The organism is Ruegeria sp. CDSA089 (assembly GCF_059612205.1).
Genome location: NZ_JBXWQD010000004.1, coordinates 24621 through 47664 on the forward strand (window position 1 = coordinate 24621; position 23044 = coordinate 47664).

The following is a 23044-nucleotide window of genomic DNA, read 5'->3' on the forward strand; positions in this document are numbered from 1 at the left end:
CTTAGGCCGACTTGAAGCGGGCGAGCAACTCGGCACGGTTTGGATCGGTTAGTGTAGCCGCCGCGCCGAACTCGAGTGCATTCAGAAGGTCAGCTGCCGGATAAAGGATCGGATCTTCCAGTAGTTCCTTCGGCAGCAACGCATTGGTGCGAGCATCAGCCGATGGATAGCCGTGAGCGAGGACTTCTTTCGCATTAACTTCCGGGTTCAGCAGGAAGTCGATCAAGGCATAAGCGGCATCCATATGGGGTGCGCCCTTAGGAATAGCGTAGTAGTCGGACCAGAGTTCACCGCCCTCAGTTCCCAGAACGTAGGCGATTTCAGGCATGTCGACATTCATCTGCTTGCCGTCACCTGTCCAGCACATCGTCATCCAGGCGTCACCGTTACGCATCGGTGGCTGATAATCCGACGAGATTGCAAACAGATGCGGTTTGGCATCCAGCAACAATTTCTCGGCATCCGCCAGTTCCTTCTCGTCGACCGAGTTGAAGGAGTAGCCGAAGTATTTCAGTGCATTACCGATGGTGGTGAGTTGGTAATCATGCACCATTGTCCGGCCTGAGTAACCTTCCATAGTAAGGTCCCAGAACTCTTTCCATGTGGTTGGAGTCGGAGCGCCGTCAAGCTTGCTGGTGTTCACTGCAAAGCCAGTCGTGCCCCAGTTTTTTGGGACCGCGTAAAGCTGGCCATCGACAGAACCGGCATCGGAAAAGCGCTGTTCGAATGAACCTGCGTCGTAGTTTGGCAGTTTGGACGTATCGAGCGGGATGATCAGATCTTCACCCACATACGTAGTGATCGTGTAGTTGGTTGGAACGAAAACGTCCCAGCCAGACCCTCCAGCCTGAAGTTTTGCCAACATCTCTTCGTTCGAGCCAAAAACATTGACCTGAACATGGGCGCCAGTGGCTTCCGTGAAGGCTTCGAAGTTCATCTCGTCATGGTAGTTCGGCCATGTGGCGAGGATCACTCGGTCGCCAATGTCCCCGGCAGCAAATGCCGGGCGTGGACGCAACCCAGGAATGGCCGTGCCCAGAACGGCCGTTGCCATCCCAAGACCTGTCACGCCTAAGAAATGTCGCCGTGTAACCGAACCCTTTTGGTACCGGCGAAGCTCTTCCATGAACTTTTGCTTGGAAATAGTCCCATTATCCTTGGTCATTGTGAACCTCTCTGTTGTTGGATTGCGGGATTTGTTATTTTTCCAGGATCAGCAGTGCGCCTTCGCCCCATGAAACAAAGGCCTGCTCTCCTGCATTGAACGTCCCCTCGTTCAATTCCGCTTGCCTTGGCACAAGTACATGGAAATCACCCAGTGCTTCATTGCGCGCAAGGTATTCTGTGTGCTCCCCAAGGAAGATCCGATTTTGAATGGTAACTGGCAGAGCGATTTCAGCTGTGGGTAGCGCGCGGGTCAGCGTGATCTGTTCAGGACGGATACTAACGCACACTTCCTGCCCTGCATCTATTGGAATCTCCGGAGTTCCGTGCACCTTTTGGCCACTCGCTAAACGCACAGTGATTTGGTCGGCTGCTGAGTCAGTCACAGTTGCATCAAAGAAATTAGAGGTGCCTACAAATCCAGCCACGTAGCGGCTGCGGGGCATGTCATAGAGTTCGCGTGGGCTGCCAACCTGCACAATACTGCCGCCTTCCATCACACAAATTCGGTCGGACATTGAAAGCGCTTCTTCTTGGTCGTGCGTGACGAGGACAAAAGTTATTCCCAGTTGTCGTTGCAGGTTCTGCAGTTCAAACTGCATTTCTTTTCGAAGCTTTCGATCCAGAGCAGCCATTGGTTCATCAAGCAGCAAAAGCTTGGGCTCGTTTACGATCGCACGCGCCAAAGCGACGCGTTGCTGCTGACCACCAGACATCTCCCAGATGCGACGTGGGCCAAACCCACCAAGACGGACAGTTTCCAGCGCTTGCTCAACCTTTGTCGCGATTGTTTGTTTGTCTACGCGTGGTCGTTGTTGGCGCAGGCCGTACGCGATGTTGTCGAACACGCTTAGGTGAGGAAAAAGAGCATAGTGCTGAAACACCATGTTGACTGGGCGATGGTGCGCATCCAAGTCGTTGACGACTTCTCCATCGAGCAACACCTGACCTTCGGTAGGCTTCTCGAAACCTGCCAACATTCTAAGCGCAGTGGTTTTGCCGCAACCAGATGGGCCTAAGAACGACAGGAACTCTCCTTTCCCAATGGAAAGATTCAGGTCTTTGGCGGCGACCACATTCCCGAAGGTCTTGGTCACTCCTCGGAGTTCCGCAATCGTCTGCATGGTGACGCTCATGTCAAAGCTCATATACTGCCGTATTCCTTTTGCTTGATTTTTTGGCATTTGTTGGCATACCACTCAAACAAGGAAAAAGTAACAATAACTCGGAATAACTGTATATACCACAATTGGGGTATAGAGGTGCTTTTCGAAAATCTGGAGCGGCGTGTGTACGATTGGATGGAAGAGGCCGGCAGGGTCGTGGAGAAGATCGGAACCCCAGAATTTCCATGTGCTTTGGCAGATGGCTTACGGCAGGTCGCACCATTTGATTTTACGGTGGTGTTTGGCCATGTCGGAACCGAAGCACCAATAGACCTTCACGACGATTTCCCCAAAAGCAAACGGCGTATTTTTGTTGAGGACTACCAAGCCGGGCCCTACGTACTTGATCCATTTTTTTTGGCCGCGACAAAACCAACAACACCGGGTCTGTACCGCATGCGCGATATCGCACCGGACAGGTTCTATCAGGGCGAATACTATCGCAGCTATTACAAAAGGACTGGGTTAGCAGAGGAGATTGGCTACTTTATCGATATCCCAGGCGCTGGGATGGTTGTGGTCTCGCTCATGCGAGCAGAGAAGCCTTTTTCCGCCAAGGAAATTCGGCATTTGCACGCTCTATGGCCGCTCGTTCGGGCAGCCTGTTGCAAACATTGGAGTGACTTTCCAACGATGGCCCGCGGCGCCGCAGCGAATGGCGTTAGTCGTCGCGTTGATCTAGCATTCCAGGCATTTGGCGATGGCGTTCTGACGCCACGAGAACGAGAAGTCGTTGAGTTCACATTGAAGGGCCATTCGGCAGAAGCTGTTGGCACAATTCTCGGCATCTCTCCAGGCACAGTCCGCATCCACAGACGCAACATTTACGCGAAACTTAGGATCAATTCGCAGGGTGAGCTTTTTTCAAAGTTCATTGAAAAGGCACTTTAAAAGGATCCGCCAATTGGAAGCGCTCATGGCAGTTTCTACAAATGGGTCGGTCACCGCTGCAGCTACGGATCTGGGGATAAGCCAGCCTGCGGTCAGCCGACTGCTTTCTGATCTGGAAAAATCGCTTGGCTTTCAACTTTTTGATCGCCGTGAAGGTCGCTTAGTGCCTTCGCAGGAAGTGCGTTATCTGCAACCCAGCGTAGAGCGTGTTTTGGAATTGATGAAGCAAATCTCGGATGTCAGTCAGGACATAACGAAGCGCAAAGCGGGACACATCCGCATCGCATGTTTGCCTGGGTTCGCCACCAGTCACCTTCCCAACGTCATCGCCGAGTTTTTAGAACATCGGCCAGGTGTAACAATGACGATCGAACCAGACAGACCGGAACGCATTCTCGAGTGGATGATCGGTGAGCAATATGATTTCGGAATCACAGATAGTTTTAACGGGCATCCGGCCGTCGAAAGCAGAGACATCGATGTCCGTACAGTTTGCGTGTTTCCTACCGGACATGAATTGGAAGAACTCTCCGAGGTGTCACCTACGGATCTTGCGAATGCCAAGATTATTCACACAAGGCGCGACAGCGACTTTTTTGGGAAACTTTCAAAAGCGTTTCAAAGCGCCAACGTCAAACTCAATTCCCACATCGAAGTCTGGCAGTTCGCGGCGGCTTGCGAATTAGCTGTAAAGGGTGTTGGGATTTCCGTGGTCAGCGAATTGGACGCCGTCCAATACGCAGACAACGGGTTGAGATACCGACCGTTCAAACCGCTCTTGTCACATACGCTTTCCCTTGTGCGTCCGATTTTGAAGCAACCGTCATTGGTGACGCTAGAGTTCATCGAGCAGTTCCAAGAGAGCTTAGCCCCATTCAAGGTAGGTAAACTCCATCACTGACTGTAGGGCGGCAAACGCCGATGTTCGCTACCAGTAAGCCGTACTTTTTCGATCTTCAAAGCTTGAAACCAATACTTGAGCATTTGGAATAACCCCCGAGATCGATCTCGGATTAACAATCAAAAACGGCGAAAAGCCGCGCCCGAAAAATCGGCCCTATGCCAACCGGCCTTGGACGGTGGAAGAACGCGCAGTTGTGCTGGATCGGGCCGCCCCGCACGTTCGAGTGGCGGTGGCGTTGATTATGAACACCGGCCTTGATCCGTCCGATGCGCTTAAGCTGGCCCGTCGCCAGATAGACGGCGACACGATCTGGGGCGTCAGGGGCAAGACGGGCCAGGAAGTTGCCGTTCCAATCGGTCAGACGCTGCAAGCGGCTCTGGATGCTGCGCCCAAGCACGACGCCGTGACCATCCTTGCCTCATCAAACAGAAAGCCTTGGACCTACAACGGCTTTTCGACGGTCTGGTACCGCTTCAAGAAAAAGCTGGAAGCTGAGGGCGCTGTGCAACCCGGCCTGACACTCAAGGGGGCTGCGGCATACCGTGGCCACGACACTGCGAGAAGCAGGGCTTGAGGAACGCCAGGTTGCGGACCTGCTGGGGCAAAAGACCCCATCTATGGCCCGTCACTATTCCGGGTCCGCCAACCTCGCGGACCGCAACCGGATCACGATGGAAGCACTAGAAAAGGAGAACGAACGCAGATCAAGAGTTGTCAAACCCTTCAAGAAAACTGTCAAACCCTGAAAGGTTCAAAATTGAATATTGAGAAAAATCAAGATCTTGAATGGTGCCGGGGGCGGAATCGAACCACCGACACGAGGATTTTCAATCCAATTACCTTGAATTCACTGTTCGTGCCCATGCCCCATGATTTATTGGCTGCATTACAAGTAACAATTTGAATTTAATAAGCTTTTAATGGAACCCTCCTTTCCTAGAGTGCCTACTTAGTGAAGAAAATTCGAGAAACTGCGACCGTGTCAACTTTTTTGTAAGTGGTACAGAAGTGGTACAGGATATCAGTCCGACAAACCAAATTGATCCTCGCTAGTGTTTGCAAACAACCAGTTTCCGAAACTGCACCAAATCACAGGGGGCGTTTCCCAGAAGTGGCGAAGGCGCAGCAAGCGAATGCCATCTGGTTTCTCCTTTGTGACACGATACATGGTCAATGGAGTGGCACAATCCTGTTGCAGGTTAATGAAGGCATTATCTCAATGAGAGCGAAAACCAGAGTGAAGCGTAGTGTCATGATCCACTCGAAATGGATGAGCCAACCACTTTGTTTTACTACTTCTGTTTTCAGCCGGCTTTAGACGCAACACTTCTCAAGCCACCCTTACGATCCAGGTTCGAGATCTGAATGCACACAATGATGTTGGATTCGTGTTAATACCCCCAATAGCACCCCCAGATTCAATTGCTAAAAATTTCAATAACTTAGCTCAAAAGTATGATTCCGCTTTTGGGAATCCAACCAAAGCGCCTGAAGTCAAAGTGTCCGAGCACAGCGTCTCAAATCAGATAAACCCAAACTTTGCTTCGGATATGGCGTCCGATCAATTTCGAGGGAAACGGTCGCTCAAAGGACCGAACTTTGTCGACATATTTTGCGATAGTACAGAAGTGGTACAGAAAGATGAGTTCGAATTTTCTGACGACTTCACCACTTACTCACGCTTCAGAAGCTAGGGTAAGGACCCATTGAATTCGGGTGCACTTCATGATTCTTCGCCCGAACACTGCGCCTTGAGACACTTTCTGCGCCCGCCGCTCTTCGTGCGGAATCAAATTTCAGTTGTGAATGCTCAGTGCTATATCCAAATCGTTAGCCATTATTTTTCCGTCAGCGATCAGAAACCTTAGGATTCGACACGACTTAACTGCGTGGTAGTCGTGATACTCGGCATATCGATCATTGCTCAGAATGAATGTCTGTTTGTCTTGCCCTGCCATCTTTAGGATATATTCATCTGCGGCTGTCCGCGTCGGAGCGGAGTGAGCAGTCACAGAAGACCCCAACTTCCCTTTGATCCCTTGGGTGTCGGTCCTAAGCATCGAACGAATTGATGCGTCGAAGACGACCGTAACTCTGATGCGATCACTCAACGCCGAAATTAGCGTCGAGATCGCCCGCAGACCTATAAAGGCTTGGCCTTCATAACAGACGTTATTTCCATCAATCAGCAGGTGACTTATTACGCGTTCAGATTTCTGGAGTTCTCCCCGGATCCGCCGTTCAAGTTTTGGAATATTATTCTCAAGACGGCGGATCTTCCAGTTGCGGTCACTGATGATCTTCCTTGGACTGCCTGCGCCGAACCTACTCTGACATTCCTCGTGGATCATTGCACGTTCGTAGCTATTGGGGGCCTTACTGAGTTCTTCGTCCAAATCCTGCGCAGCTACAACATCAGATTTCGCCGAGGCAAGATCAGACATCAAACGATCATACTCTTGTTTGTGGGGATGGATCTTCTCTTCAAGCTTCACAAGTTCTTCTTGAAGAGCTTCCCGATCTTCCTTGGCGCGTCTGATTTCTGCCTCGGCGCTTGAAAACCGTTGGCTGGCGACCAAGAGATCAAAGGCTTCGTGCCACGAAATCTGTGTCTTGGTAGTATCTATTTCGTTCCTAATCCTGATCAGTGAGTCCCGATTGAACTTTAATCGCACTTCGACTGCGCAGAGCTCTTTTTTCAGTCTCTTCGTTTCACTTCGTAGCTCTCTTTGCCCGTGACGAAAATACCCCCAGAAAACCACAGGGCTGACTTGTGTCGCGGAAATATTTTCGATTTTGCGTTCGAGTTTTTTCCTTTCTTCGTCGACGGTTGCTATCTGATGCGATAGTTTCGGAACTTTTGCTTCAAGATCTTGAAGCTTCTGTTTTTCGACTAATGGTATGAATGCCTCGTAGTCTTCTATTTCGCGCGCTATGGCTTGCTGCATATCTCGCAGGGTCTTCAGTTTATTCCCCAGATTGGAAATTCGGGCTCGACGTATTTCCAAGGGTTGAAACAGATCGTCTTGCTTCATGCCCCTTCCTTCAATCACGAGTTTGTTAGTGTACCAGGTAACGATGCGACGGAGACTGAGAAAGCTCAAGCGCTCAAAAAAATGGACGAAGCGTATGCATCATGCTGGAGACTACGAGTCTTCGACCCGGCGGATCGACTCGTGTGGGCTGAGGGCAAAGGCCAGCCTCGACTCTCCCAAGACGCTAGCTATGCCGCAATGCGCGAAACGGAATGCACAGCACTAAACACACATCGAAAAAAGGGCAGGACGGACCTACGCTGGCAGCCCATCATCGGTTCCGGGCGCGGCTTTCACCAGCAGAACACGCTTCTTGCGACCTAAACGGGTCACAAATACAACCTCCTCCGATCCGTCCTGGTTAACGACATACTTCAGGCGGCGGATCGAAAAGATCTGGCCGTCAACCGAAACTTCCATGCCGTCGTTTGATAGGGAGACGTTGCTTAACTCCTTTTCCAAATGCGCGAGGATTGTTTTCAAGGATTGCACTTCGAGTAGCCTTACCTCTTCCACAATTTGTGCGAGGGTGATTGGCTCAAGCCCGCCTTTCTCTCGCTCTTCGTTGAGCCTCCGCATTGTCTTCCGTGTAAAATAGTAGCCAAGCGTGGCGGTGATAGTCGCTGTGGCACCGGCAATCGCCCATCCCACTGGCGTCAGGCCAAGAAATGTTACTGCCGGCGCAATGCCCAAAGTACCTGCGACCCCGCCAAGGCCAACGGCAGTTAATGCCGATCCGACCCCGAGCGCTGCACTGGACGATAACGCGGTCAAAGTTCCCGTCGCCCCCAGAATACCCGCTGCTGATATAAGCCCAAGACTGCCCAGTAGTGTGCTATTGCCGAATACAAACGCTCCGATCCAAGTGCTGGAAATAGTACCTGCCAAGTACCCCGCCGCTCCAGTAGAAGCGATCCAAGCGCCTGAGGAATGAAGAACTGGTATTGCTACGGCGAAAACAGGCAAAGGCATGTGCGGCTCCAATTTTTTCTAACAATATTGAGAAGATGGGTATGCGCAGGCTGATGTTCAAGTTTTCGTGAAGTGCCTTCTCCAACTATGGCATGCGCTCCTCGTGCGGCGCAGATTTGGCGTTGCTCTCGTCAGCATGGTCGCTGAGGCGGCGCAAACCGCTTTTGGCCCAAGGCCGAGCACCAGCTAATCTTACTCGCTAAGAGCCGGTCTGTCAGCGCACCAACCCAAGAAAAGATCGACATCGGGTAGGTGTACTGGATCGGACAAAATACCAGGTTTCGCACACGGGACACCTAACCATTCTGAGAACGCTTCAAAGTCTTCAAACCATGCGTGGCGCGGATCGAACGAATGGACAAGCATGATGGCCTTCGAGACGCCGAAATTTCTGGCTTCGAGCAGCGCCGAAGCAGACCTGTGCAGGAGTTGGTAGCGCAGATTCCCAATAGCGGTGAAATCACCGCCAAGAAGGTCGACAAGACCCTCCAATCGAACCTGACGGTTCGGAGTGCCGTTGTTCCAATCCGAAACCACGTCGCCGAGAGTTTCATCGACTTTTCCCTCAACCCCCAAAATAAAGCTACCCCCCTCGGCTTTACAGAGGGCTAACAAGTCTGTTTGACTGGCTTTGCCGCGGCCAGGTATCTTGGTCTCGCGCTCAAAGTGCCCATCGACAAGCTTTGGATTTCTGAAGTCTTTTTGCGTCTCAAGTACGTTTCGAACTTGGTTCGGTATACCGTTGACATCCATCCAGCTGTGAGCCAATTCGTACGCCGAGCGCCCCTTTCGCCAGTGTTTTTCACCACCACCAAGGAATGGAATAATTTCTCCGGGCTTCTTTATAGCCGAGCCATTACAAAAGAATAAAGTCATGTGCCCATTTGGAATGTTGGTTGCCTTGCTTTGCAAGGGAAAATTTGACTAGGGTCGTTTATACCCAAAAGAGAAAATGCGTTGAAAGAAGCGCTTTCAAGCCAAGGCTCTGTTGGCAGGCGCAAACTGCGACACCTAACCGAAGAAGACATTTATGGTTCGGCTTACTTCGAGGTTGCTATAGACTCTTATCGGAGACTGGGTGGCGTAAATGCGGAATTTCCAGTCAACCCGCGGGCGACTTGGGATATTGAATTTGAAGGCGTTGCAATCGAACTCGACGAGCAGCTTCACTTCAACCGCTATCGTGCTCTGACCCTTTCTGAAGGTGTATATGGTGAACTAGAAAACTTTCCTTTAACCTCCTACCTGTCCTTCTGCTCGCGGCACGAAGAAGAATGCCTGCGCGCTGGCAAGCATGGAAAGAGATGGACAAACATGAGTTGCGAAAAGCAATTTAGTGCCTCGCCACCCAGGAGCTGTTTGAACGGCGCAGGGCCTGCACGATGGCGGCAGCGTGCTTTCAGCGGCGCTCGCATCTTCTGTTGCCTTGGCTAGGATGCCCTCTAGCGCGGGAATATCAGCGGATGCTCCAAGATTGTCGATTTTTAATTGAATCTCGACTAGATCCTCCGTGCAATCCTCTGTCGACCTCGATGGCTGGGCTAAACGAACTTTACAATACAAGTCCGCGGTCAAGATCCTCCCACCCTCCCTCCGTCAAAAGAAAGGGCAAAGACGGACGACTTTTGCGCCGCCCACAGCAGGTTCATCCCGCCGCTACTGTGGTCGACTTTCTCTCCGCCGTTCTCAGACATAGCGGTCGTAGTTCCGCTCACCTGTTAGCTCGCACTCGACTGCTTTGCCGCGAAGGTAGTTCACCATCCAACGTCGTGCCTTAACAATTTCCTGATACGTCCACATGTTCAACCGATTTCGCCATCGGTCCACGCGCATAGACAACAGCCTCCAGGTCAACGCCGGTCAGCGAAAAAGAAATTGGTCTAGTCCTTCCAAGTCGAAACGAAGCTGTCTCGCAGGTCCATAATCTCAGATGGCATTTTGTTGTTAGCCGCAAACCCCAGGAACGTTGCTGCTCGCGTGGAGCCGACGTAAAGATACCGTTGGAAAAGTTCAGGGACATCGTGGCGAAGTTGATCAACTCCGACAAAGAACGCGGCCTCAAACTCGAGGCCTTTGACATGATGCACTGGAAACACTCTCACTTCTTCATCACGGCCTAAATTTCCAGCTTCTTCATGAGCCGAGACAGGAATGCTATCCAGAAGCCCTTCAAGTCGCTCTGCCAAAGGTTTTACATCATCAGCGCGCGGCACTAAGACCGCTACAGATGGAAGCCGTTCATTCATTCGGTCAATTTCTTGAATGCGATCAGCGATCCAACTCGCTTGTGCGTCTAAGTCTCCCTTTGCTTCAAACATGGCTGGTTCGAAGCCATCATGAAGACCAAAGGTCGGCGCTGCTGAATTCGGTTCCGCGCCCAACCATCTACGTCGCATCAAATCAACAAAACCTTTAAGCTTTCTTGACTGCCGATATCCAATCTCCACCTCACGGGTTGAAACACCTGGAACAGCACGGTGCAGAGCTTGAGAGTCTTTTATACCCCGCTCAGTTAGGCGCTGATCAAAGTCACCACTCATGAAAAAAGAACGCACTTGAGGGTGCGCGAGGTGGTACATTGCTGCGAGTTGAATCTCCGAAAAGTCGGTCGCTTCATCCACATATACTTGATTTCGTAGTTTATCTGCAAAGGGCCGAAGTGCGGACCAAAACCTTACGTCGGTATCTGCCCGAGGCAGCAATGCGCGCACAGCTCTCAACTTAGTGAGTATTAGGGCGTCAAACTCATCTCGATCAATTTTTTCTCGGGCCACTTCTTCTTCGCTGTACCATTCAGGTTCCTGCCTGCGAAAAGACCTGTAACGAGAACCCATAGAGCTAAAGTAAACCGTACACGCACGGCTTATGCGAGATGCACCGCTCAGAATTTCTAAGTCGCCTCCAAGTTCACCGAACTGTTCTTTGCCCAACACCTCTTCACCAAGAAAGCCCATTAGGGCTTCGTATCTACGCGGCGGTTTACGTTTGCTGTGCAAACTGCGAGCTTGTGCATTCAGTGCCTGCCTGATCACCGCGAAAACACGGTCTTTTCTTGTTCGCGACGTCGGACTTTCCTCTAACTCCAGATCGTCTTCCTCATCGACCTCTTCCTCATTTGCAGCGGAGCTAGAAGCTTTTTCGATATCCTTAACCAGCGCGTCTAACTTCCTGATATTGTCACTGTCCAACCGGCCAAATCGATCAATTCTCCGGTCAAGCAAGTCTCTCCACTTTGTACGAAGGGTGCCTCGAATCTGCTCCAGCTCGCCACTAAGGGAGGACAGTTCTTCAAGAACAAAGAACATACTGACGGCGCTTTCATCGTTCGTGATGTCTGAAATGCGTCTTGATAGTAAAATCACTTCTGTCTGCCGTGACGTCTGAAGTCTGGTCGCCGCGTTCTTCAGTTCCTTCAAGTGTTCTTCAGCTAGCCACTCTTCAAACTTGGCCATCCATTCAGTGGGTGCAGCATGTACCTTGGGCGCCAAATGGCGAGCTTGCTCGTCAAGAACAAATCCTGACCGGTTATTCGATTTGCGAAGGAGACGTGCCTCCTCACGCCCGAAATCCACACTAAACTGAGACCAAGTCCAAACGCGATCTTTGGGTGCTGGAACACCCTCTCTGTTAAATGCCTCCGACAGATATCCCTCCAAAAGTTCTGTTGGGGTAAACATGATCCATGACTCTGCATGGTGTTTATCTGGGCTGGCGGCTCTTTGAACAACGGCCTGCTCTTCTGGCGTTAGAAATGAAATTTCGTTCTTTTGAGCCATCCGACGAATTAGCGTCGTGGTCTTTCCTGAACCCGGAGGACCGGAAATCATCAACTGACTTGAAAGGGGAAGCCTGAAGATTTCATCTTGGACTTTGTCCAATACAGCCTGGTCTCGGAGACCTGTTCCTCTCAAAGCACCGCGAGTTGACCTTGGCTGGGTTTCCAGCTCACCTTCTAGAGCCTCCCAGCCATCTGATTGCACCTGCTCAAAGTTTAGGTGATCAAGCAGTGATGACAGAGATTTCGGCGTTTCCTCATCCCAAAAAATGTGTGCCGGTCGTGAATCCCACACTTCTGAGAGATACTGAGGCGTAACAACAAACTTTGAAACGACGGTGAGTGTTTGGCCATTCGGGAGATCATACTCGTCTCCTGGCTCATAGGTCGCGAGATGCCCGATTGGAGACATGGAATGAGTAAAGTAACGTGCGATACCATCCAGTTGTGCCCTTCGGGCGAAATAATAAACTCTTCTTTCCCCTTCCTCAGTTTCCGCGAGCAGCGCAACCACCAGCGGCTCTTTCGAAAGTTGCCTGTATTCTTCAGACTTACGCGTCCATTCACGTTTTGCGTCCCTAGCCGCCAGTGGATGGTTAAAGTCTTCTGCCGGGATGAGAACTCCTGGATCCGATATTCTTTCTTTGGCTGCGTCTGAAATGAGCTGCAACTTGTCTAGTACTTCGAAGCCAGCATCCCGCTCTGATTGCCACCCCATTTATATCGTCCTTTCCGTCTCCCTCAGTGGGTGAATTTAGGCATCCTGATGTAATCATACAATGCTGAATTATAATGAAAATTTGACCATGTAGGGAATGCGTACCGTCGCGTGGATTAAACAAATTGGTTCGCTGATATCTAACTGGGACAGTCTGTGTGCGACTGAGCACTTGTCTCGCAGGACAAAAGCTCCGACAGGGCGTGACCTTAAGATTTGTTACCTTTAGTTCCTTTATTCGGCTTCATGTAGACCATACACGCAGCCCCGCCAACGTGTTGACCAACCTCATTTGTTCCAATGTTGTACATGGCGTCTCAACCAGTCTTGGGGAGGCAAAGACAAGGCTCAGGCCCTTTGCCCGGCTCACGGCAACATTCAGACGTTCCCTCGAGAGAAGAAAGTCTAGTCCGCGCTGTGTTTCCTCGGCGGAAGAGGCGGTCATCGATACAAGCGCAATTGGCGCTTCTTGGCCTTGAAACTTGTCCACTGTGCCCACCCGGACACCGGGCAATGCCTCTGAGAGTGCATTGACTTGTGCGTTGTAGGGTGCAACTACGATGATATCGTGACGCTGGATTTCGCGCGTATTCCCAACCTTGTCAGTCCAACTGCCTTCCAGAAGCCGCTCGACCATAGCGGAGATGGCAGCGACCTCCTCTTCGGCTTCCTGCGCGCGCCCTTCATGTGCGATGGGCACCAGAAACGCTCCAGCATGCGGTAGCCCGTCTACGTCGACCTTTTGCCGCGTCGTTTCCTCGTGTGCTTGCAGCGTACCTTCGTAAATCTGCTCCGAGATGTATTTGCAGAGATCTGGGTGCATACGTCGCGTTGTATCGAGATAGACCCCACAGTCCTCTGAAACGACAGCCTGGTCCCCGATAATCCAATCGAGGCAAGACAGGTGTGCCGGGGAAGGATGCGACCCTTGGATGACTTGCGGCAATTGTCTGGGGTCTCCCACTAGAACCAGATTGTCCGCTGCTCGCGTCATGGCAAGCGCATTGGCTAAGCTGACCTGTCCCGCCTCGTCCACAAAGAGGTAGTCGAAACTCTTTTCCAAGTCCGTGCGTGAGAACAACCAAGCTGTCCCGCCAACGATATTGGCACCTCTATGGCGACTGTCGTCGGGCTTTGAAGACACCTGAATAGCCTCATAGCCTTCAGGAAAAGGGTCACTCCCAGCCTTCCCCTTATAAACAATCTCAACACCATCGCCGTCTAGGTTGCTATCTTCCAACGCCTCGACACACCCCATTAAGACGTTCTTGATTGCCTCGTGGCTGTTGGACGCTACACCGATCCGCTTGCCCTTTCGCACCAGGTGCAAAATCGCGCGTGCCGTTACATAGGTTTTGCCTGTGCCAGGTGGCCCTTGCACCGGCAGTACCGTATTATCCATGGCATCAACGGCAGCACAAAGCCGCTGCACTGGATCACCTGATGCAACCAGCGGTGAAACCCCACGAAAACGTGGCGTTGAACGGGTTAAAAGATCTGTTGCTGAGTGATTGATCCTATCGCTGCATTGATCATCGATCACAGCGGCAATTGCCTCTTCAATCGCCTTGGTCTGAAGTGCGAAGGCTGGCAGCAAGTCCAACTGTTCAGGCAGGTCAAACCCTTGCCTCAAAGACACCTTAACCGTGACTTCACGCCGTTTTTTGTCAATCGCAGTGATTGTAAGGCCAACTACCGTACCATCTCCACGCGCAGCAGAAACACTGTTTCCCTTGCGCAGTTTCGTGGCCTGATAGGGGTATTTGTAGAGCCGTTCAGTAGACTGTTTGATAATGTGACCTGGCGCTTGAGCCCGTAAACCAGCAAGACACTCCAGATCATCCGCCAGTTCGTCAAAAGTTTTTTTGACGGAATCAAACACCGCCCAGGCAGCAGGTTTTTTCTCCCGTGGATGAAACCGGCCCAAATCAAAGAGAACCTTTTGGCGATCCTCCGGCAGGTCGCTTGCCGCTAGCTGCGCTTTAAGGCTTTCCTCTTCCGGGTCGTAAGGGTCTGTCTCTTGTTCTAATTTGGGCGCAGATAGAGAGTTCCATATCGCATCACCCGGCCGTTGCACCAAAAGCCAATCCCGAAGCTCCTGTGTCGAGATGCAATCGATGCGGTTGTAATCCTCAATCTCGTCCAGAATTTTCTGATCATTGCTCTCCCGCCATTCTTCATAGGCTACCACTGACCCGCCGGCCGTGGTTACCTCACCGCTCCGTTCCACGGCGTAAAAAGCCTCCATGTCCTTGATCGAATAGCTTTTCTCCGACGCTACAATCCCGCCGCGTACCACAGCGTATAAGTCCACGAAGCGCCCCTCACGGAGCCATTGATCTAACAGCGCCTCACCCACGCCGTAGCGCGTGCAAAGCTTCCTTAGCGCGGTAATCTCATATGGGGCGTAGTGGTAAATCCGCGCCAGCGGATATGCTGCAAGCCGGTCAGTGAAATAGGCAAACAGGTCTATCAGGGCCTGCCTTTCCTGCGCATGATCATGGGCCCAGAAGGCCGTGAAAACCCGCCCGTCCCAGATGCCGTGCAGATACTCTAGACCGTCAGCCTGTCCCTCGCGATAGAACGGGTCACCTTCGATATCATAGTATAGATCGCCCTCCTGAGCCTCCGGCAACAGGTCAAATCCTTTGCCTTCAACCCGTGGACGCAGTTCCGCTCGCGGCTCACCCGATTTGCGCGCCTCTTGCAATCGCGCTTGCGCACGCAACGCACCCAGCGTCTCGGCAGCGATGTTCGGCACATGTCCATCGCTTTCGGCCAAGCCCCGCATGGTATTGATCCCAGCACTTTCCAGCCTTTTGACCTGCTGTTTTGAAATCCCTGCCACTCGGAACAGACTGTCTTCAGTCTCCCAAACCTCGGCACAATGCTCGCGCCACCGACATAAACCACAACTGCTGCACGGCACAGGCCGTGTCGCACTCGGTTCGGCGACAAACCTCTCCAGCCTTCGCCGCGCCGCCCGCGCATAGGCTGAATACTCACTCAACCGAAAACTGAACCGTTCCCCTGTGCCAAGTTCCACATGCGCTCGGTCAGGCGCACGACCCTGCATCGTTGCTATCAAATCGGAATAAAGAACCAGTTGAAGAACATGCCCTGGCGCGGGTTTGCGCTTCAACTTGGTATCCGTCACTTCATAGGAGAATGATCCCAACTCGGATGGCAGGTCGACTCGTTCCAAAAAGTCTGAATACCCACCCCACATCCCGCCTTCCAAGGCACCTTGAAACACAACCTCAGACCCTTCGGCCAGGGCTGCAAGTGTCGCTTCCACGGCTTGACTAAACGGCACGCCTTCGGTTGCGACTTCAATGATCGCCCGGCCTTGAGACCGCAACCGGTCCAGATGCGCGGCCTCATGAGCATCGCCATGAGCTTGCAATAATGCGGCATCGGCACTGTCTTGAACTGGCTCCGCCCCCCCGCCCTGCAAATACGCCAAATCCAGGGCGCTTGCATGCGCGCAGCCCATGAACCGCATCAGGTCCGAGGCCGACAGCCGTATGTCCGCTCCGTCCCGCTTCAAGCCGCATCGTCCGCCTGGTTGATCGACAATAGATCACCGCCCAATCCGCGGAACGCCCGTTGCCGACAAGAAAACACGATGATCTGCAAATTGCTCGACCGCAACGTCAATGCGTTGAACATCTGCTCAATGCGGTCGTCATCCGTATAAACTATTGCATCATCGAGGATGAGTGGCGCTGGCCGACCCTGCTTGGCAAGGATATTGGCGAATGCCAGTCGCACCATTAGAGAGATTTGCTCTCGCGTACCGCCCGAAAGCACCTCAAAGTCCTCTTCCACGCTGCGTCGGGTGATCCGGATTATTGTGCCGCTTTCCGCATCAATCTCGGGTTCTGCGTCCGGCCACAGCATCCTTAACAGCGGTTGCAATTCATCTGTCACCGGTTTGACATGAGCCTCCAACGCCGCTTTACGCGCCGCATCTAACGCCGCCTTGAGGCGCCGGTTCACTTCCACTTCAAACTCAATTTCGGCTAACCGCGCCTCGGCAGTTTCCAACTGGCCCTCGACGAAAGCGAGTTCCTCCTCCGGCGCATCCGAACTGGACAACCGGATTCGTTCAGTCAGTCCGGCGAGCTCACGCTCCAATTTCTCGCCAAGGATGCGGCTGTTTTCGATAACGCTTCTGGCGCGATCAACGGCAACCTTTGCAGCGTCCAGGTCGATGACAGCCTCCCGCAAAGTGGCCAAACCATCCCGCGCCTCGGTCAGCTCTCCGACGAGCTTTTGTAGCGTCTCATCTTGACTGGCAATCTCAGCCTCCGGGTCCTTCACACCACCCAGCGCCGTTTGTGCCGCCTGCATGAGCGCTTCGGCCGATGCCGCCTCCCTCTGTTCAGACTCTAGCGTATCTCGGAGGGTATCGAATGCTTCTTCCGCGGCGCTCAATTCTACAGCGGCGCCGTGCAGCGCCTCTTTGGTCTCAGCTTCCGCTTTCTCCGCATCCGCGAGGACCGGCAAGTCAACATCAGTTTCTATGGCATCCGGCAGTTCCGCCAGAGCTGCACGCAACCTTTCGACACCTTTCGGCGCAATCGCTTTGAACTCGGCCTCCTTCGTGCGCAGTTGCTCCTCCCTTGCCGTCCTGATTTGTGCCGATGCGCGCGCCGCTTCGACGGTGGGATATCCGGAGCTGGCCAAAGCTTGATCCAGTGCCTTCTGCGCAGCACCGACCCCACCGCCTTCAGTGCTGTCACTGGGCGTTATCGACATACGCCCGACGCCCGAAATCTGAAGGTTAGTGACTTCAGTGATGGGATGATCGCGATCCCCCTCAACGGCTTCTCCACGCCACAGAACTTTACCTGCATCTGCCCCGTCGTATGTGACGCGCAAAATCGGCGCCGCAGCTTCTCGCGCCCGTTCTGCCACTGAAAGCGCAGTTGCAAGCCCTTCCAGCTGTTGCAGCCCCGTGGTCGAAATCTCCTGACCAATTTCGGCTTTCAAGGTTTCGATCTCACCGCGCAGCGTCTCGGCATCGGCAATCTGGCGCGTCAGTTCCTCGCGCCGAGCGACAGCCCCGGCTGAAGCCTCGGACTGCATGACCAACTTCAGCTGTTCTGTCGCCGTGTTGTGCGCTGCCTGAGCCTCGCTCTGGGCCGTCTTGGCCTTTTCCCGACGGCCCCGCGCCGTGTCAAATGCCCTCTGCGCTTTCTCTGTTCGCTCGGCGGTTCTTTTGACAGAACTTTGGGCTTTGGCCAGTCCTACAACGTCCAACCGCAACTTTTCGACCTTCTCTCGCGCTCGGGTCTCCTTGGCCTCGAGGGTATCGACTCGGCCTTGTGCAAGCTGCACATCCGCGTCCTGTTTTTTCGCCTCAGAGAGGCGCTTTTCGGCCTCTTTCAACCGGCCCAATCGTGCTGTTGTCTCTTCTTCGTCCCGAAGCTCCGCCAGCTCCGCTCTCACAGCACGACGGCGTTTTAGTGCCTCCTCCAACGCAGTTACCCGCTCCAGCACAACATTGCGATGGCTGGTAAGGCCGGCGACAGTCTCGGACGCCATTTGCAACGGCCCGCCGGTTTTAGGCTTACCAGTTGCGGTTACATTCGCCTTCAGAACCTCCTCGCAAGCCTTGGCAGCCCTGTCCATTCGCCGCCCGACCGTCATGGACTCCACTTCGCCGGTGACCAGCTTCATGATATCCTGACGGGCGGTGTTTTCTGCACTGTCGCTCGACACTTCAACCACGCCCTGGCGGACCCAAAGCAAGGCTGCCGGACCACCTTCTTTTGGCGCAGCGACCATGCTGGCCAGGGTATCCTCAGCCTGCTCACCCTGCGCAACCAAGACCCCGTCTTTCGTAAGGCTCGCTTGCTTGCGCTTGCCAGAGGAACTCCACCGCTTGAACAGCGTCCAAGAGGCGCCATCCAGATCGAAACAGATTGTCACCTCCGGATCCCCCCCCACCCTCGGGGTCAGCCCCTTGATCCGTTGGTTTTGCGACCGGTGACTTTCAAAAAATCCGGCCTGTAACGCATCGAAGAACGTCGATTTTCCGCTCTCGTTTGGAGCCGACAACACGTTTAGCCCCGGTCCAATGTTGTCGATGGTCACAGGTTCAACAAAGCGGCGCACATTTCGTAAGGATATGGATGTAATCATCATAACTCAGCCCTGCCGAACCAGTGACCACAGCCGGTTCAGTGCCGCCTGCGCCACGCGCGCATCGTGCTCTGACACTCCCTGACCTTCTGCTTCGACTTGCAATTCCTCGGCCGCAACTCGGAGCGCCCCACCGGTTGCAATAAGGTCCAAGTCACCGGCCTGGTACTCCGTCGCGAGTTCGTCATCGAGCAACACAAATCGCCCGAAATCGGGTGCGACTTTGGCCGCCGCATCCTCCAGCGCTGCACGCTCTTCCATGTGCAAGTAGCCTTGTGCTTCGATCCGCAATAGTTGGTCGCGCCGCTGTGCCGTTTCGGGATCAAGCAATGCTTCAAAAGCTCCCACGACGTCCATGTTGGGCATCAGGCTCAATTGTTTGGCGCTCCAATAGAACCGTCCTGTTTCCACCCGTTTAATCGAAGGTACAGCCCCTGAGCCTGCAATCGTCACGACATGGCATGACCCGCGCCCTTCATGTCGGTACGAGTCTCGTTCCGGTGTGCCGGAAAACTGGGTGCGCGGGTTCACGTCAACAACGCCGTGCCAATCCCCCAACGCCAGGTAATCCAGCTGTGCACTCTCGGCTCGGTTCGGCGGGATTAAAGTGGATGCGTCGTAATCGTCGCCAAAATCAGTGATTCCGCCATGCGCCAATCCAATGCGCAGCGCATTTTCGGGGGTCTCGGCCTCAGGCATCCAAGCAGTCAGGTCTTGGCCAGGAAACTGCCGCGGCCATGGTGAAGGCAGCACCCAAACGCCCGCCTCGACTTCTACGGGTTCGGCCTCACGTAGGACATGAACATTTGGCCCCGCCTCCTCCCCAAAGAGCCGCCAAAGTTCTTCGGCGGCTAACGAGTCATGGTTGCCAGGAATGATCCACCAATGCACATCGCCATCCGCCGACATCTCTGTCGCCGCCTGACGACGCACCCCATCGCTCGGCCCGGTTGTGTCAAATGTATCCCCAGCGACCAGAATATGCCGCGCTTCATGGTTCCGCGCCGCTTGCACCAAACGCGACAACACCTCGTGACGTGCCTCAATCAGTCGCCCTCGTAATTCTTCGGGCATCGTCCCGAAACCGCTTCCCAAGTGCAGATCGGACGTATGAACAAATGTAAAACCAACCATCTCTTACCCTCATCGAATCGAATTGACGTGGCCTCTCCCCAAACACCCAACTTATTTGACACCTAGGGGCGTCAAAAGCTGTCATGCCCTCGCGACTGAACTTAAACCAAGAACTTGACGCGCCGAACAAATTAGGAACAAACTTACGGTAGCGCCTCGAAATCAGAACGCCGCGCGACATGGACCAGATCCCGCAACGCCTTTGGTGAGACCACCTCGACCTCATCCCCCCATTGATAGAGATGCCACGCCATTTCGAGCCACCCTCCTGCTCGAAACCGCACTTCGAGCCGACCATCGCCGAGCCGTTTTACGACTTGTTTGGGATGAAACTGCCAGTTTGCTGCTCGGTCCGCCGCTGCCTTGCTGAAGATCCAAACCACTTCAGTAACCTGATCAGGATTGTGATAGGAGCCAAACGCCGCCTCTGCATAACTCGAAAGGTCGAAATCAGGTGCTCGTTCGAACCAATCCTTCGTCACTTCAGCATCTTCGATCCGGTCCAGCCTAAAATGACGTAGATTGTTACCTTTAGCCGGTTGTCGCGCCACGAGATATCGGCGCGCTCCCAAAAGAACGCCGTATGGCTCCACCAACCGCACTTCTCCACCATATACGATACGCATCACGTTGAAGCCCCGGATCGCCTTTGCTATCGCTTCGACAACCTCACGATCTGCATATGCAACAGGCCCCGGCCTGGCAGCCATGCCAAAGGCCTCGAGCGCCGCCTCGGCGTCTGTCTCCGCTATTCTCGCCTTTGCAGATGGCAACGCCGCCAACAACCGATCTCGCAGCGCTTGCAAAGCCTGCCTTTGCCTTACGTCCCCCGGTTCGTCTAACCGCGACAAAGCGACTTCAATCGCCTCTAGTTCCTCGGCCCCATTCAAGTGCAACCCGGCTAAAGCTGATGAAGTTATCTTCCATCGTCGTATTCTGTCGGGATCGGCGTCATTGACCGATACGCTATCGCCAAAAATCTCATGTAGCGCCTGCGTCATTCGCTGCGCCGTTCGCTTTGCGACACCAAATTCTTCTTCAATCTCCCTCAGGCTAACACCCATGTGTCGGGACATTGCCATGTCCGCCAATCGCAAGATATCCCGCGCCTTTTCAAAAGACATTTGCCCTCCTCATGAGTGAAACAGGAGCATTAGTGGAAGCGCGCAGCGCGGTTAAGCGACTGGAGTACTAGTTCGGTGCCGGCCAGATTTCAGTCGCCAGATTCGCGAGATACTCACCTCTCGAGCGAATTTCTTCTTCGTCCCAAGACGCTTTCTCCGCCACTTTTCGATTAAGCGTTAAATTGGAGTGCTCTACAAGTTTCAGGGCTTTTTCTTCAAATCCAAGGTTACCGAGCGATTGGTTCAGTCTGTCCGTTGTGATCGTCAAGTTCCCAAGTGTTTGGATAGCCTCTTCACGCTCAAAATACCCCGGCACATCACTGTCCAACTCAGCGACGAAATGGCCGTCCAGCGGCCAGTTCGGTTCCCAAGTTTGCGGCATGATGTGTTCGACCCACAACGATTGCGGTCGCATTGTTTCTTCAGTCATTGATGTGCGGCTTGCCAGCTCTAGTGACCAAAGAATATCCGTGAGAATACGAGACGGCACGCGACCGTAAGCGCGTTTTTCAAGAATACTGCTTACTAGTTCCGCGTCACCTGGGAACCTCGTTGTATCCATGGTCATCCCTACAAAAAATTCTCGCATGACCTCGACTGAGACTCCTTCCCGATGGAACGCGTCAGCTAACCTTGCGAACAGCTGATTGAGGTTCTTGGCCGTCAAGTCGCATAGGATCCGACGAACCAAAAAACTGTCCAACCATTTTGCAACCTGCCAACGTTCGTCTGAATCTAGATCAGAAGCGGCGATCTGAAACGCGATTGGGTATGCTGTCGTGTTTTGCCAAAGACGTAGCCGCTCGCCGAGCCATGCAACGTCTTCAGCTCCTTCACACCGATCTTCCAAAGTTTCATAGGTTGGTACGTGCTTCTGTAGGACGGCCAGTTCTTCTTCAACTCTCTCATACCGGGGTCGTCTATTGGGCGCGGCCCAGGCTCTGTACTCGGCGTAAAGCTCACGGACAGTTATCCTGTTTCCGGTCTCAGCTGTCAGAACCCCTGCGAGGAAGTGGTCAATGCGTGGGCGAGCCGGGCGCGCATTTGGAGCGTTCTCTCGCCACCATCCATCGTCAAATGGCCTCCAAACCTGATTATATAACGCTTCGGCAAGTTCGCGGGCATTATCTTTGCCACGGTTTTGAGCCTCAGCCCGGTGAAAAATGTTGTTCCTAACTAGGTCCATAGCCAGGAGTGGCTGACCTTTAGAGTTCAAGGTTTCGAAGATTACTTGTGCATCGTCCTCTGGACCCAGCGTGATCACAATGAGCTTGAGGTGGAACACGAGCGCCTCCAGGAGCGCATCGAGTCTTCTTTTTTCTTCCTCTGGACCCGCTTCGTCGCCTTCAAAGGCAGCTTCACTCTCGTTCTCTTCATCTATGTCTACTTCGAAATCATCTCCCGCTCCGCTCGCGGCGAACTCTTCAATTTGCGCGATAAAATACTCATAAGCCCGAAGTGCGCGGACGGGAGTATTTTGTGGCACGCTTCCTCGCCAGTAGTACCCGTGATGTTCGTTTCTCACATCCGGGTAGGGCATTTCTAGAATGCCCAAAAAGACCAAACGATCTACTGGAGTTGGTGTCAGCTTGAAACGCGCAAGGGGATCCGTATCCGCTCTACCGGTCTGATTAAAAAGGTACTTTTCAATTTGATCGATGAGCGCGACATATCCTTTATTGCGAGCGACCTCGCGCATTGCAGAGAGCAAAATCAGAAAGGTGGTCAAACGTTGTTGACCGTCCACAACCTGCACGGTCGGCGTGGCTCCAAAAGATCTTGCCGTGGCGTCAGGTGCCAACAGCAACGCGCCCATGTAATGGTCAAACCTCGCATGTCCCTCCAAGACCTCAGTGGCCTTGGCCACTACGTCCAACCAAAATGCGCTGGTTCTACCATCGTAGTTCTTATGGTCGTGCCATTGATATTGCCTTTGATAGAGCGGAACAACAAACCGTTCATTTCGGCTCAACACATCTGTCACTTTAAATTCGCGTGCATCCATTGC

15 protein-coding genes are annotated in these 23044 nt (G+C 53.2%); 4 read left to right on the forward strand and 11 right to left on the reverse strand.

What is annotated here, in order from left to right; genetic code table 11:
• Window position 1: 1 nt before the first annotated feature.
• Both AC2FJ6_RS11105 and AC2FJ6_RS11110 read right to left on the reverse strand, forming a co-directional pair.
• The gene (locus AC2FJ6_RS11105) at window positions 2-1165 is read right to left on the reverse strand and encodes an ABC transporter substrate-binding protein (RefSeq protein ID WP_093962198.1); all 1164 of its coding nucleotides are present in this window, start codon (window positions 1163-1165) and stop codon (window positions 2-4) included.
• A gap of 34 nt (window positions 1166-1199) precedes the next feature.
• Window positions 1200-2300, reverse strand: a complete 1101-nt coding sequence (locus AC2FJ6_RS11110; RefSeq protein WP_237216008.1) for an ABC transporter ATP-binding protein — start codon at window positions 2298-2300, stop codon at window positions 1200-1202.
• Window positions 2301-2453: 153 nt separating this feature from the next.
• On the opposite strand from AC2FJ6_RS11110, the gene AC2FJ6_RS11115 reads away from it, so the two are divergent.
• The 3 genes from AC2FJ6_RS11115 to AC2FJ6_RS11125 all read left to right on the forward strand — a co-directional run bounded on the left by AC2FJ6_RS11115 (window position 2454) and on the right by AC2FJ6_RS11125 (window position 4699).
• Window positions 2454-3221 carry a helix-turn-helix transcriptional regulator gene (locus AC2FJ6_RS11115; protein WP_331252126.1) on the forward strand — a complete coding sequence of 256 codons (768 nt, stop codon included), beginning with the start codon at window positions 2454-2456 and terminating at the stop codon, window positions 3219-3221.
• Window positions 3205-4122 (forward strand): LysR substrate-binding domain-containing protein, encoded by a 918-nt coding sequence (locus AC2FJ6_RS11120; RefSeq protein ID WP_174819476.1) that lies wholly within the window; start codon window positions 3205-3207, stop codon window positions 4120-4122. Before AC2FJ6_RS11115 ends, AC2FJ6_RS11120 begins: the two co-directional genes overlap by 17 nt.
• Window positions 4123-4300: 178 nt before the next feature.
• Window positions 4301-4699 carry a site-specific integrase gene (locus AC2FJ6_RS11125; RefSeq protein WP_170774014.1) on the forward strand — a complete coding sequence of 133 codons (399 nt, stop codon included), beginning with the start codon at window positions 4301-4303 and terminating at the stop codon, window positions 4697-4699.
• A gap of 1222 nt (window positions 4700-5921) precedes the next feature.
• Here the strand turns inward: AC2FJ6_RS11125 and AC2FJ6_RS11130 are convergent.
• The 3 genes from AC2FJ6_RS11130 to AC2FJ6_RS11140 all read right to left on the reverse strand — a co-directional run bounded on the left by AC2FJ6_RS11130 (window position 5922) and on the right by AC2FJ6_RS11140 (window position 9008).
• Window positions 5922-7160 (reverse strand): hypothetical protein, encoded by a 1239-nt coding sequence (locus tag AC2FJ6_RS11130; protein WP_496669010.1) that lies wholly within the window; start codon window positions 7158-7160, stop codon window positions 5922-5924.
• A 255-nt stretch (window positions 7161-7415) separates the two neighbouring features.
• Window positions 7416-8132 carry a hypothetical protein gene (locus AC2FJ6_RS11135; protein ID WP_496669012.1) on the reverse strand — a complete coding sequence of 239 codons (717 nt, stop codon included), beginning with the start codon at window positions 8130-8132 and terminating at the stop codon, window positions 7416-7418.
• Between the two features lie 192 nt (window positions 8133-8324).
• On the reverse strand, window positions 8325-9008 hold the full coding sequence (locus AC2FJ6_RS11140; protein ID WP_496669015.1) for a DUF6946 family protein: 684 nt from the start codon (window positions 9006-9008) through the stop codon (window positions 8325-8327).
• An 81-nt stretch (window positions 9009-9089) separates the two neighbouring features.
• Here AC2FJ6_RS11140 and AC2FJ6_RS11145 point away from each other — a divergent pair, with 81 nt between their 5' ends.
• Window positions 9090-9566 carry a DUF7255 family protein gene (locus AC2FJ6_RS11145; protein WP_496669017.1) on the forward strand — a complete coding sequence of 159 codons (477 nt, stop codon included), beginning with the start codon at window positions 9090-9092 and terminating at the stop codon, window positions 9564-9566.
• A gap of 446 nt (window positions 9567-10012) precedes the next feature.
• On the opposite strand, the gene AC2FJ6_RS11150 is transcribed toward AC2FJ6_RS11145, so the two are convergent.
• The 6 genes from AC2FJ6_RS11150 to AC2FJ6_RS11175 all read right to left on the reverse strand — a co-directional run bounded on the left by AC2FJ6_RS11150 (window position 10013) and on the right by AC2FJ6_RS11175 (window position 23041).
• Window positions 10013-12625 carry an ATP-binding domain-containing protein gene (locus AC2FJ6_RS11150; RefSeq protein WP_496669020.1) on the reverse strand — a complete coding sequence of 871 codons (2613 nt, stop codon included), beginning with the start codon at window positions 12623-12625 and terminating at the stop codon, window positions 10013-10015.
• Window positions 12626-12869: 244 nt separating this feature from the next.
• Window positions 12870-16175: a TM0106 family RecB-like putative nuclease gene (locus AC2FJ6_RS11155; protein WP_496669023.1), complete on the reverse strand. Its 3306-nt coding sequence runs from the start codon at window positions 16173-16175 to the stop codon at window positions 12870-12872.
• A complete protein-coding gene (locus AC2FJ6_RS11160; RefSeq protein WP_496669026.1) occupies window positions 16172-18781 on the reverse strand; it encodes an AAA family ATPase in 2610 nt (869 codons plus the stop codon). The genes AC2FJ6_RS11155 and AC2FJ6_RS11160 overlap by 4 nt, the downstream gene beginning before the upstream one ends.
• 3 nt (window positions 18782-18784) lie before the next feature.
• Window positions 18785-19912 (reverse strand): metallophosphoesterase family protein, encoded by a 1128-nt coding sequence (locus tag AC2FJ6_RS11165; RefSeq protein ID WP_481668117.1) that lies wholly within the window; start codon window positions 19910-19912, stop codon window positions 18785-18787.
• Between the two features lie 143 nt (window positions 19913-20055).
• Window positions 20056-21036: a helix-turn-helix transcriptional regulator gene (locus AC2FJ6_RS11170; RefSeq protein WP_170385636.1), complete on the reverse strand. Its 981-nt coding sequence runs from the start codon at window positions 21034-21036 to the stop codon at window positions 20056-20058.
• A 67-nt stretch (window positions 21037-21103) separates the two neighbouring features.
• Window positions 21104-23041, reverse strand: coding sequence for a DUF262 domain-containing protein (locus tag AC2FJ6_RS11175; protein WP_496669029.1), 1938 nt, complete (start codon window positions 23039-23041; stop codon window positions 21104-21106).
• Window positions 23042-23044 lie beyond the last annotated feature (3 nt).

Coding starts and splice junctions, on each gene's coding strand:
- AC2FJ6_RS11105 (WP_093962198.1), bottom strand. CDS start 1,165: ATGACCAAGGATAATGGGACTATTTCCAAGCAAAAGTTCATGGAAGAG.
- AC2FJ6_RS11110 (WP_237216008.1), bottom strand. CDS start 2,300: ATGAGCGTCACCATGCAGACGATTGCGGAACTCCGAGGAGTGACCAAG.
- AC2FJ6_RS11130 (WP_496669010.1), bottom strand. CDS start 7,160: ATGAAGCAAGACGATCTGTTTCAACCCTTGGAAATACGTCGAGCCCGA.
- AC2FJ6_RS11135 (WP_496669012.1), bottom strand. CDS start 8,132: ATGCCTTTGCCTGTTTTCGCCGTAGCAATACCAGTTCTTCATTCCTCA.
- AC2FJ6_RS11140 (WP_496669015.1), bottom strand. CDS start 9,008: ATGACTTTATTCTTTTGTAATGGCTCGGCTATAAAGAAGCCCGGAGAA.
- AC2FJ6_RS11150 (WP_496669020.1), bottom strand. CDS start 12,625: ATGGGGTGGCAATCAGAGCGGGATGCTGGCTTCGAAGTACTAGACAAG.
- AC2FJ6_RS11160 (WP_496669026.1), bottom strand. CDS start 18,781: ATGATGATTACATCCATATCCTTACGAAATGTGCGCCGCTTTGTTGAA.
- AC2FJ6_RS11165 (WP_481668117.1), bottom strand. CDS start 19,912: ATGGTTGGTTTTACATTTGTTCATACGTCCGATCTGCACTTGGGAAGC.
- AC2FJ6_RS11170 (WP_170385636.1), bottom strand. CDS start 21,036: ATGTCTTTTGAAAAGGCGCGGGATATCTTGCGATTGGCGGACATGGCA.
- AC2FJ6_RS11175 (WP_496669029.1), bottom strand. CDS start 23,041: ATGGATGCACGCGAATTTAAAGTGACAGATGTGTTGAGCCGAAATGAA.